The organism is Streptomyces sp. NPDC085937, from assembly GCF_044540535.1.
In the GTDB taxonomy this organism is placed as follows: Bacteria; Actinomycetota; Actinomycetes; order Streptomycetales; family Streptomycetaceae; genus Streptomyces.
On record NZ_JBITSH010000006.1, the window covers coordinates 60,618 to 72,968 of the forward strand.

The 12,351-nt window shown below is 73.2% G+C and carries 16 protein-coding genes; 9 read left to right on the plus strand and 7 right to left on the minus strand.

Annotation, left to right across the window (positions count from 1 at the left end):
- Positions 1-64: 64 nt before the first annotated feature.
- Positions 65-919, minus strand: coding sequence for a helix-turn-helix domain-containing protein (locus ACIF8S_RS14835; RefSeq protein WP_399999531.1), 855 nt, complete (start codon positions 917-919; stop codon positions 65-67).
- A gap of 156 nt (positions 920-1,075) precedes the next feature.
- Between ACIF8S_RS14835 and ACIF8S_RS14840 the strand changes: the two genes are divergently transcribed.
- Positions 1,076-2,017 carry an NmrA family NAD(P)-binding protein gene (locus ACIF8S_RS14840; protein WP_399999532.1) on the plus strand — a complete coding sequence of 314 codons (942 nt, stop codon included), beginning with the start codon at positions 1,076-1,078 and terminating at the stop codon, positions 2,015-2,017.
- Positions 2,018-2,087: 70 nt separating this feature from the next.
- Positions 2,088-2,984: an MBL fold metallo-hydrolase gene (locus ACIF8S_RS14845; RefSeq protein ID WP_399999533.1), complete on the plus strand. Its 897-nt coding sequence runs from the start codon at positions 2,088-2,090 to the stop codon at positions 2,982-2,984.
- A 27-nt stretch (positions 2,985-3,011) separates the two neighbouring features.
- Here the strand turns inward: ACIF8S_RS14845 and ACIF8S_RS14850 are convergent, their stop codons facing one another.
- Both ACIF8S_RS14850 and ACIF8S_RS14855 read right to left on the minus strand, forming a co-directional pair.
- The gene (locus ACIF8S_RS14850) at positions 3,012-3,341 is read right to left on the minus strand and encodes a nuclear transport factor 2 family protein (RefSeq protein ID WP_252541473.1); all 330 of its coding nucleotides are present in this window, start codon (positions 3,339-3,341) and stop codon (positions 3,012-3,014) included.
- 110 nt (positions 3,342-3,451) lie between these two features.
- Complete coding sequence (locus ACIF8S_RS14855) at positions 3,452-3,937, minus strand: VOC family protein (protein ID WP_399999535.1); 486 nt, start codon at positions 3,935-3,937, stop codon at positions 3,452-3,454.
- Between the two features lie 232 nt (positions 3,938-4,169).
- Here ACIF8S_RS14855 and ACIF8S_RS14860 point away from each other — a divergent pair, with 232 nt between their 5' ends.
- Together ACIF8S_RS14860 and ACIF8S_RS14865 are read left to right on the plus strand one after the other, a co-directional pair.
- Positions 4,170-4,826: an ATP-dependent Clp protease proteolytic subunit gene (locus tag ACIF8S_RS14860; RefSeq protein ID WP_215212160.1), complete on the plus strand. Its 657-nt coding sequence runs from the start codon at positions 4,170-4,172 to the stop codon at positions 4,824-4,826.
- A complete protein-coding gene (locus ACIF8S_RS14865; RefSeq protein ID WP_215212159.1) occupies positions 4,826-5,428 on the plus strand; it encodes a ClpP family protease in 603 nt (200 codons plus the stop codon). Before ACIF8S_RS14860 ends, ACIF8S_RS14865 begins: the two co-directional genes overlap by 1 nt.
- A 34-nt stretch (positions 5,429-5,462) precedes the next feature.
- Here ACIF8S_RS14865 and ACIF8S_RS14870 read toward each other — a convergent pair whose 3' ends face one another.
- Complete coding sequence (locus ACIF8S_RS14870; protein ID WP_399999536.1) at positions 5,463-5,858, minus strand: helix-turn-helix domain-containing protein; 396 nt, start codon at positions 5,856-5,858, stop codon at positions 5,463-5,465.
- Positions 5,859-6,128: 270 nt separating this feature from the next.
- Here ACIF8S_RS14870 and ACIF8S_RS14875 point away from each other — a divergent pair, with 270 nt between their 5' ends.
- Positions 6,129-7,016 carry a SigB/SigF/SigG family RNA polymerase sigma factor gene (locus tag ACIF8S_RS14875; RefSeq protein ID WP_399999538.1) on the plus strand — a complete coding sequence of 296 codons (888 nt, stop codon included), beginning with the start codon at positions 6,129-6,131 and terminating at the stop codon, positions 7,014-7,016.
- A 95-nt stretch (positions 7,017-7,111) separates the two neighbouring features.
- Here ACIF8S_RS14875 and ACIF8S_RS14880 read toward each other — a convergent pair whose 3' ends face one another.
- Positions 7,112-7,567, minus strand: coding sequence for an ATP-binding protein (locus ACIF8S_RS14880; RefSeq protein ID WP_399999540.1), 456 nt, complete (start codon positions 7,565-7,567; stop codon positions 7,112-7,114).
- 143 nt (positions 7,568-7,710) lie between these two features.
- On the opposite strand from ACIF8S_RS14880, the gene ACIF8S_RS14885 reads away from it, so the two are divergent.
- The 3 genes from ACIF8S_RS14885 to ACIF8S_RS14895 all read left to right on the plus strand — a co-directional run bounded on the left by ACIF8S_RS14885 (position 7,711) and on the right by ACIF8S_RS14895 (position 10,047).
- The gene (locus tag ACIF8S_RS14885) at positions 7,711-8,289 is read left to right on the plus strand and encodes a PRC-barrel domain-containing protein (protein WP_399999541.1); all 579 of its coding nucleotides are present in this window, start codon (positions 7,711-7,713) and stop codon (positions 8,287-8,289) included.
- Positions 8,286-8,720 (plus strand): PRC-barrel domain-containing protein, encoded by a 435-nt coding sequence (locus ACIF8S_RS14890; protein WP_399999542.1) that lies wholly within the window; start codon positions 8,286-8,288, stop codon positions 8,718-8,720. Before ACIF8S_RS14885 ends, ACIF8S_RS14890 begins: the two co-directional genes overlap by 4 nt.
- A gap of 67 nt (positions 8,721-8,787) precedes the next feature.
- Positions 8,788-10,047 carry a streptophobe family protein gene (locus ACIF8S_RS14895; protein ID WP_399999544.1) on the plus strand — a complete coding sequence of 420 codons (1,260 nt, stop codon included), beginning with the start codon at positions 8,788-8,790 and terminating at the stop codon, positions 10,045-10,047.
- A gap of 13 nt (positions 10,048-10,060) precedes the next feature.
- On the opposite strand, the gene ACIF8S_RS14900 is transcribed toward ACIF8S_RS14895, so the two are convergent.
- Positions 10,061-10,471, minus strand: a complete 411-nt coding sequence (locus ACIF8S_RS14900) for a hypothetical protein (RefSeq protein WP_024885967.1) — start codon at positions 10,469-10,471, stop codon at positions 10,061-10,063.
- A gap of 334 nt (positions 10,472-10,805) precedes the next feature.
- On the opposite strand from ACIF8S_RS14900, the gene ACIF8S_RS14905 reads away from it, so the two are divergent.
- On the plus strand, positions 10,806-11,189 hold the full coding sequence (locus tag ACIF8S_RS14905; RefSeq protein WP_399999545.1) for a nuclear transport factor 2 family protein: 384 nt from the start codon (positions 10,806-10,808) through the stop codon (positions 11,187-11,189).
- 52 nt (positions 11,190-11,241) lie between these two features.
- On the opposite strand, the gene mgrA is transcribed toward ACIF8S_RS14905, so the two are convergent.
- Positions 11,242-12,234 (minus strand): L-glyceraldehyde 3-phosphate reductase, encoded by a 993-nt coding sequence (gene mgrA / locus ACIF8S_RS14910; RefSeq protein ID WP_399999547.1) that lies wholly within the window; start codon positions 12,232-12,234, stop codon positions 11,242-11,244.
- Positions 12,235-12,351 lie beyond the last annotated feature (117 nt).

The following is a 12,351-nucleotide window of genomic DNA, read 5'->3' on the forward strand; positions in this document are numbered from 1 at the left end:
GCCACCGCCGCCCGGGCCCGCGCGCCGGGCGGGAAGGCGTCCGCGCCGGTCCGGGCGAGGGGCCTCAGGTCGGCGTGGCCAGGAGGCGCAGCCGCTCGGCGGACTCGGTGTTCTCCTCCGCGCCGCTGAAGATGACCCGCACGCCGGGGGTGTCGGTCAGCCGCAGCACCTCCTCGTCCAGCAGGAGGGTGCCGACCCGGGGGTGGCGGTAGCCGCGCCTGGAGGACAGGCAGTCGCTCACCGGGTGGGCGGACCAGATCCGCACGAAGTCGGGACTGCCCGCGCGCAGCTCACCGATCAGCGCGTGCAGTTCCTGGTCGTCGGGGTGTTGGGCGGCCGCGTGGCGCAGGTACCCGGTGATGTCCCTCGCCTGTGCTTCCCAGTCGAGGAGCAGGTCCCGGGTCGGGGGATCGAGGAAGGTCATGCGGGCGATGTTCGGCCGGGGCCCGCCGGGGGCCTCGTCGGGTGCGGGCAGGCCCCAGAGGGCGAAGCCCAGCCGGTTCCCGCCGAGGACGTCGGCGCGCCGCCCGACGACGAGGACCGCCTGACTGCCGGCGGCGTCCACGAGCGCCTGTACGGCGGGGCGCAGGCGTTCGGGCTCGCCCGCGCCGTTCCCCGTTCCGGCCGGCCGGCCCGGCCTCACCAGGCGGGCGAGGTAGGCCTGCTCGTCCTGGCTGAGTTTCAGGACCCGCGACAGGGAGGCCAGGACCGAGTCGGACACCTGGTGGTTCTCTCCCCGTTCCAGGCGCGTGTAGTAGGTGACGCTGATGCCGGCGAGGTCGGCCAGTTCCTCCCTCCTGAGGCCGGGCACCCCGCGCCGCCCGCAGGAGGGCAGACCGGACTCCTCGGGGGTGAGCGCGGCACGTCGGCTACGGAGGAAGGCACCGAGCTCGGACGACGACGACCAGGCGGTGCTCATGGGTGAAGTATCCCAGCCGGCGTGCCGTCGTACCTGTCCACCGCATGGTCCCCCAGGGATTCACCGGCCCCGGCCGCGGCCCTGGAGGACGCGGCGCCGGATGGGTGTCCACGGCGTGGTCTGGCTCGTCCCCGGGCCCCGTCCGACGATGAGGACATGAACGTGAAGCATCACTCGGCCGACGCCCCCACGCGATCCGGAGACGGGCCGGACCTGTTCGTCGTCACCGCGGCCACCAGTGACACCGGTTCCGCCGTGGTCCGTGCGCTGCTGGACGGCGGATCACCGGTCGTGGCCGTCGGCCGCGACGGCGAGCGGCTCCAGGAGTACGCCCGGCTCGGCGCCCGCACCCAGGTGAGCCCCCTCGACGACGCGAAGGGCCTCACCGCGGCCCTGGAGGGCGCGACCGGCGCCTTCGTCATGATGGCGCCCGGCCTCATTCCCGACAGCGAGGACTTCCCGGCCTACCAGCACGCCGTGACGGTCGCGCAGGCGGAGGCGGTGGAGGCCGCCCACCGGCACGGCTCCCTGCGTCGCGTGGTCACCCTCAGCGGCTGGGCGGCCAACTACCCCGGTGCCCGCGGCCCGGTGCGGGCTTTGAAGAAGTTCGAGGACGCCGTCGACGCCACCGGGGTCCCCGCGGTCCACCTGCGGGCGGGGTCGTTCATGGAGAACCTCCGGGCCGACATCGCGTCCGTCAGGGCCACCGGCGGCACGGGCGGCCTCGTCCCCCCGGACCTTCCGCTGCCGATGATCGCCACGGCGGACATCGGACGGGTCGCGGCCGAGTTCCTGCGGGGCGAGCGCCCGTTCGTCCCCGGCCCGGTGGAGGTCGCCGGCCCGGCCTTCCGCACGCTCGGCGAGGCCACCCGGCTGATCGGGGCGGCGGTCGGGGCCGACGACGCCCGGTACGTCCCCCGCTCCCCGGAGGCCGTACGGGCCGCCCTGATCGACGCGGGGTTCAGCGACCACATGGCCGACGGGACCGTCGCCATGACGCTCGACGTCGCGGAGGGACGCATCAGGCTGCTGGGGACGGACCGGACGATCACCACCTCGACCACCCTGGAGGAGTTCGTCGCGGCCGCCACGGCCTGACCCCTCCTCGCTCCACCGCCCTCCGGGGCGACTCCCCTTATATGTACGTCAGGAAGGAAAAGGCTCACGCATGTCCAGCGCACCGGCCGGCCAGGCTCCCGGATTCCAGCGGTTCCGTCTGGGGAACCTGCTGGTCACCGCCCTCTACGACGGATTCGTACCCATTCTCGCCGCGGATCTGCGCGGCGAGGAGCCGGCCGGCATACGCCGTCGTCTCACCGACGCCCACCTGCCGGAGGAGGGCGATCCGCACACGGCCGTCATCGCCTTCCTCGTCGAGTACGACGGCAGGCGCGTCCTCGTCGACGCCGGCAGCGGCCACACGCTGGGGCCCGCCACGGGTCACCTCCCCGCGGCGATGGCGGCCGCCGGAATCACGGCGGAGGACATCGACGACGTTCTCCTCACCCATCTCCATCCCGATCACAGCGGCGGCCTCGTCACCGGGAGAGGTGAGGCCGCCTACCCCCGGGCCACCGTCCACGTCGCACGCGCGGAGGTCGACCACTGGCTCGACGAAGCCCGGGCGGCCCGGGCGCAGGGCGTCCACAAGGTGATCCACGACGCGGCGGCCGACGCGTTGCGGCCCTATCTGGCCACCGGCCGGGTCGACGCGTTCGACCGCCTCGACACCCTGCCCGGCGTTCGCTCCGTCGACCAACGGGGCCACACCGCCGGTCACAGCGGATATCTCTTCGGCGAAGGAGACCAGCCGGTCCTCTTCTGGGGCGACACCGTGCACAGCCACACGGTGCAGCTGCCCTGCCCGCACGTGTCGATCGCCATCGACAGTGACGAGTTCGGCGCGGTCGAGGCGCGTGCCGGGGTGCTGGAGAGCGTCTCGGCGCACGGCTGGTGGGTCGCCGCGTCCCATCTGCCGTTCCCCGGTCTGGGTCATGTGCGGCGCGCCGGCGACGGGTACACCTGGCTCCCGGTCCACTTCAAGCCCGTGGGTGTGCCCGGGTGAGGGCGTGGCGGGCGGCCGTCCGTCCGCTCAGCCGATCCGCACGCTCGCGATCAGGCCGTCACGGAGGTGGAAGGTCATCGGGCCCGTTCCGTTGTATCCGTTCCCGGTGACCGCGAGCGTGACGACGTAACTGTCGGGGTCGGGGCCGGGTTCGACCCCCTCCGTGCCGAAGTGCGACTGGACGCCGATGTTGTCCGTGCGGTTCCAGGACCGCACTCCGTCATGGCCGTGGAACTCGCGTCCCCAGTCGTTGAGGTAGGCGTCCTCGGTGAAAGCGGCCACGAAGGCGTCGCTGTCACCGCGGTTGGTGGCCTCGACGAACGTACGGATGGCGTCGGGGAGATCAGGAGTGGACATCTGGTTCCCTTCCTCACGGCGTGCGGACCGGGCGGGCGGAGGGGCGTGGTCCGCGGCCACGCCCCGCGCCGGCCTCACGCCCCGCGCCGGCCTCACGCCCCGCGCCGGCCTCACGCCTCGCCCGCGTACGCCTTCTCCAGTTCCGAGATGTCCAGTTTGCCCATGGTCATCATGGACTTCAACGCGCGGTCCGCCTTCTCACGGTCCGGGTCGCCGATCATCTGCGTGAGCCGCTTGGCGTTGACCTGCCACGAGACGCCGTACCGGTCCTTGAGCCAGCCGCACGGACCGTGCTCGCCGCCGCCCTCGGCCAGCTTCTCCCAGTAGTGGTCGATCTCGTCCTGGTCGTCGCACTCGAGCTGGAAGGAGATCGCCTCGTTGAACACGAACTCCGGTCCGCCGTTCAGGGCGACGAACTTCTGGCCGTTGGCCGTGAACTCGACGGTGAGGACGGAGCCCTCCTCGCCGGGCACGGCGCCGGTGTTGCGGACGACGTCGCCGAGCTTGGAGTTGCCGAAGACGGAGACGTAGAACCGCGCGGCCTCCTCGGCCTGGCCGTCGAACCAGAGGCAGGTGGTGAATCCGTCGGTGTCCATGAGTACCTCCCGGGTGCGGTGCCCCTCGTGGGAACCGGTCACGGGGGCAGACCGGTCCGGACGCCGGAACTCATCGGCGTCGCCGCGCACCGGCACGGGGCGGGGCCGCCCGGGCCGTTCTGCCCGGGGCGAATCTGCCGCGGGCAGAGATCTCCCCTCCGGCCGGTGCGGCGGGCCGACAGTGGACGCACACGGCCGCCCGGCCGTGCTCCGACGAGCAACGGGAGCGTCCATGTCCCCACTCACCGCCGGCCCCTGGCCGGCCGTCCGGCCCACGGCCGAGGACGGCGACACCCCGCCGACCCGGTTCGACGACCACCTCGCCGCCCAGCTGCTGGCGCAGCGGATCGTGCTGCTCGGCACCCAGGTCGACGAGGTCTCCGCGAACCGGGTGTGCGCCCAGCTCCTCGTGCTGTCCGCCGAGGACCCGCGCACCGACATCAGCCTGTACATCAACAGCCCCGGCGGTTCGGTGCACGCGGGGCTGGCCATCTACGACACCATGCGGCTGATCCCCAACGACGTGTCCACCCTGGCCATGGGCTTCGCGGCCAGCATGGGGCAGTTCCTGCTCAGCGTCGGCACGCGAGGCAAGCGGTACGCCCTGCCGAACGCGCGGGTGATGATGCACCAGCCGTCGGGGGGCATCGGCGGGACGACCGCGGACATCGAGATCCAGGCGGAGAGCCTGGAGTACACCAAGCGGACCATCGAGCGGATCACCGCCGAGCACACCGGGCAGACCCCGGAGACCATCTCCCGGGACGGCGACCGGGACCGCTGGTTCACGGCCGAGCAGGCCCGTGCGTACGGAATGGTCGACCGGGTGGTGGAGTCGCTCGACGACGTCCGGCCGGCGGCCGCGCGACCGAGGATGGGGCTGCGCTGATGGGGAGCTACACGATTCCGAACGTCGTCGAGCGCACCGCGCGCGGCGAGCGGTCCTACGACGTGTTCAGCAGGCTGCTCGCGGAGCGGATCGTCTTCCTCGGCACGGAGATCGACGACGGGGTGGCCAACGTGGTCGTGGCCCAGCTGCTGCACCTGGAGTCCGAGGCCCCGGACAGCGAGATCGCGGTCTACCTCAACTCCCCCGGCGGCTCGTTCACCTCGCTGATGGCGATCTACGACACGATGACGTTCGTGCGGGCGCCCGTCTCGACCTACTGCGTCGGGCAGGCGGCGTCCACGGCCGCCGTGCTGCTGGCCGGCGGCGACCCGGGGCGGCGGTTCGTGCTGGAGCACGCGCGGGTGCTGCTCGGGCAGCCCGCCACCGGCGGGGTGCGGGGCACGGCGTCCGACCTGGCCCTGCGCGCCCGCGAGATGGTGCGGATCCGGGCGCAGGTGGAGGAGGTGCTGTCGCGGCACACGCATCAGGACGTGGCGACGCTGCGGGCCGACATGGACCGCGACAAGGTGTTCACCGCGCGGGAGGCCGTGGAGTACGGCCTCGCCGACGAGGTGCTCGCCCGGCGCCTCGTGGGGATGTGAGGGGCCGGGCGGCCGGACGGCGCCCGCCCCGTGGCTAGGCGGCCAGGCAGAGCCCGTTGTGCGCGGAGCCGTCGCGGACGACGGGCCGGGGGCCGACGGCGGTCCGCCGGGACGTGACCCGGACCAGCTCCGCGTGGGTGCGGGCCAGCAGGTCGCCCAGACCGAGGCCGAGCGCCCCCGCGGCGGCTGCGAGTACCTCCGAGGAGGCCTCCTTGCGGCCCCGCTCGACCTCCGACAGATAGGGCATGGAGATCCGGGCGGCGTCGGCGACGTCCTTGAGCGTCCGCTCCTGGGTCTGCCGCTCCTTGCGCAGCACGTCCCCGACGAGGTGCCGCCACAGCGGCTCTCTCGGCGCGGCCGGCGGGCCGGAGGGCGCCGGGTCGCGGCGCAGGGGGATGACACGGGCGTGGTTCGGCTGGTGAGCGGTCACGTCCTCAGCCTAGGAATCCCGCTCCCGTGGGCAAGGGAGCGGGATTCCGCCCTGAGTGAAGCCGTATCCGGACGACAATCCTCCGCCCGATGGTGCCGTGCCGCGCCGGGCCCCGTACCATCGGACGCAGGCGTGACGGCCGTGCGTACCGCGTCTGCCCCGAGCGGTGCCGGGCGACCCACGCGGAAAATTGTCGGGCATAGGTTCGCCGGACCTGGGTACTCGCGAGGCTCAGGCACATGGCAGCCGTGACGTGCGTGGGGAGAGGCAATGAGGACCGCCGTGATCCGGTCGCAGGAGCGGGACGTCGTCGAGCACACCAGGGCCGGCGCGTACGGCGAGCACCTTGCGACCTCGGTCGACGCGCGCGCCGTCGCCCCCCGGGACGCCCGCGAACTCTCCCGGCAGTTCTTCCGGCGCCTCGCGCAGCTGGAGGAGGGGACCCTCGAATACCAGTACGCGCGCAACACGCTCATCGAGATGAACATGTCCCTCGTGCGCTTCGCGGCCGGGCGCTTCCGCGGTCGCGGCGACGACATGGACGACATCGTGCAGACCGGCATGATCGGCCTGATCAAGGCCATCGACCGGTTCGAGCTGTCCCGCGAGGTCGAGTTCACCTCCTTCGCGCTGCCGTACATCGTGGGCGAGATCAAGCGCTTCTTCCGTGACACCACCTGGGCCGTGCACGTGCCGCGCCGGCTGCAGGAGCTGCGCGTGGAGCTGGCCAAGGCCCGCGAGGAGCTGGCCAGCCGGCTGGACCGCGAGCCCACCGTCGCCGAGCTGGCCACCCTGATGAACCTCAGCGAGCAGCAGGTGATCGAGGGGCAGATCGCCGCGAACGGCTACAACTCCTCCTCGCTGGACGCCGCGCTCACCGGGGACGGCCCGGAGAACGGCGAGTCGGTCCTCGCCGACTTCATCGGTGTCGAGGAGGAGCGGCTGGGCCTGGTGGAGGACTTCCACGCGCTGGCCCCCCTCATGGCGGAGCTCAGCGACCGCGACCGCGAGATCCTGCACATGCGGTTCGTCGAGGAGGCCACGCAGGCGGAGATCGGTGAACGGCTGGGCTGCTCGCAGATGCACGTGTCCCGCCTGATCAAGCGGATCATCGCCCGGCTGCGTACCGGCATGCTCGGCGAGCTGGGCTGCGCCTGACGGCACGCGCACACCGGAGAGCGCCCCTGCCGGACGGATCCGGACGGGGCGCCGGTGCGAGGGACGGACCGCGTGGCAGCCGCGGGAGAAGTCGGTCAGCCCTTGGTGAGGTCGAGGACCGCGCGTACGCGTTTGCCGACCGGGACGCGCTCGACGGTCACGTCCTGGGCCAGGGCGCGGACGATCTCCAGTCCGTGCCGTCCGATGCGTTGCGGATCGCGCGGGAACACCCGGGGCAGGGTGCCGCTGCTGTCGTAGACCGCGACCGTGAGCGAGGTGTCGGTGCCCTCCAGTTCCAGGATGTACGGACCGTCGCTGTGCCGGTCGGCGTTGGTGACCAGTTCGCTCACCACGAGCTGCACGGCACCGTCCACGCGCGCGTCGATCGTCGCGCACCACTCGGTCCTCAGCTGCTCGAGGAACTGCGCGGCGAAGTGCCGTGCCTCGGCGATGCAACCCTGCTCGCCGGTGAAGTGCGCCGCCCGCCGCAGCGGTTCCACGGGCACGTCGAAACCAGTCGGTATCACTACCCCGTCCAAGCGATAGGTCATGCGTTTCCCTCTGCGACGCCGGGTCGGCCGGACGATCCGCACCGGTCCTGGTACCCCGAGTCGGCCCGAGCACTCCACCTGATCCATGTTCGGCTTCCCGAGCCGGGGAACCCGGTGGGCCCCAGGCTCGCGAAGGGGGCGCCATGAACGGGCTGAAAGCCGTACGGAGCCTCACGACGCTGCCCGTGGTGACGCTGGGCGGTGACGCGGTGGCGCTGGTACGGGACACGGTCTTCGACACGTCCGCCCGGCGGATCGCGAGTTTCAGCCTCAGCGGGCCGGCGCTGCTGTCCGGGCCGCTGTCCCGCGACCTGCCGTGGCCCGCGGTGCACTGCCTGGGCCGCCGGGCCGTCATGATCCGGGACGCGGGGGCGCTGTTCGCCCTGTCCCCCGAGGCACGGCGGGACGCCGCGCGTGGGCGGGTGCTCGGCGCGCAGGTGGTGACCGACGACGGCGACCCGGTGGGTACGGTGCTCGACGTCCTGGTGGAGGGCGGCACGAGCGGCCGGATCGTGGCGTTCCGGCTGGCCGCGCACCGGAACCTGGTGCACGGTTCCCGCCACCACCGGCACCAGGTGTACCTGCCGGGCGGCGAGGCGCTGCGGATCACCGGCCGCACCCTGGTCGTCCCCGCGCGCGTGACGGCGTACGTGACCGACGACCTGCCCGGCTTCGTGGCGCGGGTCGACGCTCTCCACGGCCGGGCGGGCGGCGTGCCGTGACGACGCTGTTCTCCGAGGTGTGCGGGCTGCCCGTGGCCGGGGCCGACGGGGCCCGGCTCGGTGCCGTGCGGTCCCTGACGGTCGACCTGGCGTCCGGCAGGGTCACCCACGTGCGGATCGGACGCGGGCGGTGGCGCCGGGACACGGTGGTGGCCTGGGACGACCTGCGCGCGTCCGGGCCGGGGCTGCTCACGGTCCGGCCGGCCGCCGGACCGGCCCGGGTGCCCGCCCCGCGCGAGCTGCTGGGCAGCGAGGTGCTCACGGAGTGCGGCGAGGAGCACGGCACGGTGCTGGACGCGGCGTTCGATCCGTCCACCGGCCGTCTCGACGCGGTGCTGACGACCCGGGGCGAGGTGAGCGCGGACCGGCTGCTGGGTCTCGGCGACCACGCCCTGGTGGTCCGGGACGCCCGCGGACACCACCCGGTCTGAGGCGGGGGACCCGCGCGGACGGACCTCCCGGCGGGCGGCGGGGGCGGCCCCTGCTTAGCGTGCACACGTGAGCGCACACTCCCCTTCTCCCCCGCGGTCCCCTCTGCACGGCTGGCTTCCGGCGCTGGTCACGGTGGTCGGCCCGCTGGCCGCGATGGGCGCGGTGGCGGCGCTGGGGCTCTGGGCGGCCGGCGCCGCCGACCTCCCGGAGGGTTCCTTCGCGCCGGTGCTCGCGGCCGTCCTGGTGCTGGCCGTCGGGGGCACGGTCCGGCTGTCCGGGGACGCCGGCGGGCTGGCCGGCACGGAGGGCGGTCTGACGGTGATCCCGCTGTCCGTCACCCTCACCGGGGCGCTGCTGGTCGGCTGGTGCTTCCTGCGCCCGCTGCGCCGCCGTACCGTCGTGGGCGCGCCCGGTCTCGCGGGGTGGGCCGCGCGGGTGGCCGTGCTGTGGCTGCTCGCCGTCCTCGGGCTGGCGCTGGGCGCGCGCCACACCTTCGAGATCTCCCTCGGGGACGACCTGCTCGGTGACCTGGGCGAGCTGTTCGGTGTCACCCCGGTGGTCGGCTTCGCCGCGGATGTGCTGCCGACCGTCCTGGTCGGTCTGGTGTGGCTGGCGGGTGTGCTGGTGGTGGCGCTGCTGGTGTCCCGTGGCGCGCCGCTGCCGGCCGGGCTGATGCGGTTCCAGGCGGCGGCCCGCCCCGCGGCCCGGGCGGCGGTGCTGTTGCTGCTCGCCTCGGTCGCCGTCGCTCTCGTCGTGGCGCTGGTGGTGGCGGGCACCCGGGGGCATCCGGCCGAGACGTTCGCCGTCGTGCTGCTGGGGCTGCCCAACGTGGCCTGGCCGGCGCTGACCGTCGGGCTGGGGGCCACCTGGGAGGGCAGGGTGGAGGGGCCGTTCGGGCTGCCCATGCCGCGGGTGCTGGACGAGGTGCTGCGCACCCCGGACATCTCCGAGCTGAACCTGGGCACGCTCGTCGAGCACGACGGGGGACGGTGGTGGTGGCTGCTGGTGGCCGCGGCGGTCCTGGTGGCCGCGGCGGCCTTCCTGATGGTCACCGACTCGCCGCCCGGGGTGCCGGCCTGGCAGCACGCCGTGCGGCTGGCGGTGGCGCTGGCACTGGCGGTGCCGGCGATCGGTCCCCTGGCGCGGATCTCGGCGCGGATCGGCCTGTCGGTGCTCGGCATCGGCGACCTGGGCGAGGGGCTGTCCGGGCAGGTGCTGCTGGAGCCTCATCCGTGGGGTGCGCTGGGCCTGGCGCTGCTGTGGGGTCTGGCGGCCGGATTCGCCGGAGCCTGGGCGGTACGGGGACTGCGGCGGCGGAGGCGTTGAGGGCGGTGCGGTGTCAGGCGACCGGGACGCCGAGGACGCGGGCGGCGCGCTGCATGCGCAGGGCGTCCACGGATTCGGCCAGCAGTTCGTACTCGGTGGTGTCGTCGCCGGTGGCGACCCGCACCATCCGGCCGGCGGCGAGCGCCTCGGCCGCCTCTTCCTGCCGGGTGACGTCACCGCACCAGGTGCGCAGCACGGTGGGCACGTCGGGCACGCTGTCGGGGACGGGGACGAGCGCGCCCTGGGGTAAGTGCTCGGCGTCGGGCTGCGGGTCGAGGCGCTCGGCGATCCAGAGGGCCCGGTCGCGCAGCCACCAGGTGGCGAGGGCGAGCGTCGGCGCCCGGTAGGTGCCCAGGGGCACGCCGATACGCCGTCCGTCACAGACTCCGTACGCCGTGACGTGGCACAGGAATTCGTCGTGCACGTTCCCTCCCCCGCTGCGTGCTCGCCTGCCGGTTCCGGGCCGGCTGCCCGCTCCGTGGCTCGCGTGCTGTGCGTGAGGGCGCCGTCGCGCGGTGTGAAGCGCTCTCGTGTCGAGTATGTTCACCACTGAAACACTGTCACCACATGTTTCCGGCCAGTCTCCTGGCATATGCACGGCCGTTCCTGGCCGAAACGACGCGGTGTGCGCGGCCCGCGGCATGACGTGCCAGGTAATCGACGTGCGGTCGGCCGCACGGGCAGGGTGTGCGCACCGGGCCGGCCGGACCGTGACCCGGTGTCCGACCACGGCCACGACACCTCTGGGGGATCCCGCCATGACCGCAGCCCACCGCCACGACGCCGCCGTCGCCCGCTGCTTCGAGGCGTGGAACGCCGACGACCCGCAGACTCGCGCCAAAGTGGTCGCCGACGTCTGGACGGCGGACGGCCGCTACACCGACCCGCTGTGCGACGCGGTCGGCCACGAGGCGATCGCCGCCGTGATCACGGCGGCCCGCGAGCAGTTCCCGGGCTTCTCGTTCCGGCCGGCGGGGCCGGTCGACGGGCACCACGACACGGCCCGCTTCTCCTGGGAGCTGGTGAACGACGCGGACGGGTCGGCCCCGGTCGCGGGGTCGGACGTGATCACCCTCGACGCCGAGGGCCGGATCCGGGCCGTGTACGGCTTCCTGGACCGGCTGCCCGGGACCGGTGAGTGACGCCGTCGCGCACCGGCCGCCGCCCGCTCGCGCGACGGCGGCCGGTTCACGCTCACTGCTGGACGATCGCGTCGATGCGGGACAGCTCCTCGTCGGAGAAGTCGAGGTTGCGGGTGGCGGCGACGCTGTCCTCCAGCTGTCGCGGGCTGCTCGCGCCGACCAGCGCGGAGGTGAGCCGGCCGCCGCGCAGCACCCAGGACAGGGCCATCTGCGCCAGGCTCTGACCGCGCTCGGAGGCGATGTCGGCGAGCGCGCGCAGCCGGCCCACCAGCTCCTCGGTGAGGGCGTCGGTGTTGAGGAAGGGGCTGTCGCTCGCGGCGCGGGAGTCCTCGGGGATGCCGTCCAGGTAGCGGGAGGTCAGCACGCCCTGCTCCAGCGGGGAGTAGGCGATGGACCCGACCTGGAGCTCGTCCAGGGCGTCCATCAGGCCCTCGTCCTCCGGGCGCCGGTCGAGCATCGAGTAGCGCGGCTGGTTGATCAGCAGCGGGGTGCCCAGCTCGCCGAGGATGCGGGCGGCCTCGCGGGTCTGCTCGGCGTTGTAGTTGGACACGCCGACGTAGAGCGCCTTGCCCTGCTGGACCGCCGTGTGCAGGGCGCCCATCGTCTCCTCGAGCGGGGTGTCCGGGTCGAAGCGGTGCGAGTAGAAGATGTCGACGTAGTCCAGGCCCATGCGGCTGAGGCTCTGGTCCAGCGAGGACAGCAGGTACTTGCGCGAACCCCATTCGCCGTACGGTCCCGGCCACATCAGGTAGCCGGCCTTGGTGGAGATCACCAGCTCGTCCCGGTACGGCGCGAAGTCGGCCTTCAGCGCCTCGCCGAGGGCGGACTCGGCGGCACCGGGCGGCGGGCCGTAGTTGTTGGCGAGGTCGAAGTGGGTGACGCCGAGGTCGAAGGCGCGGCGCAGGATGGCCCGCTGGGTCTCGGCCGGGCGGTCGGGACCGAAGTTGTGCCACAGGCCGAGCGAGAGCGCGGGGAGCTGCAGGCCGCTGCGTCCGGTGCGCCGGTAGGGCATGTCCGCGTAACGGTCGGGGTGTGCGGTGTACAACGCGACTCCAGAGGGGTTGGCACACGTCTTGGCGGTTCGTCGAACCGCCCGTCCACTCTGTCGTGACCTGCGGGCAGTGGTCCAACAGAAGAATCCGATGGAATTCAGCGGTTACGC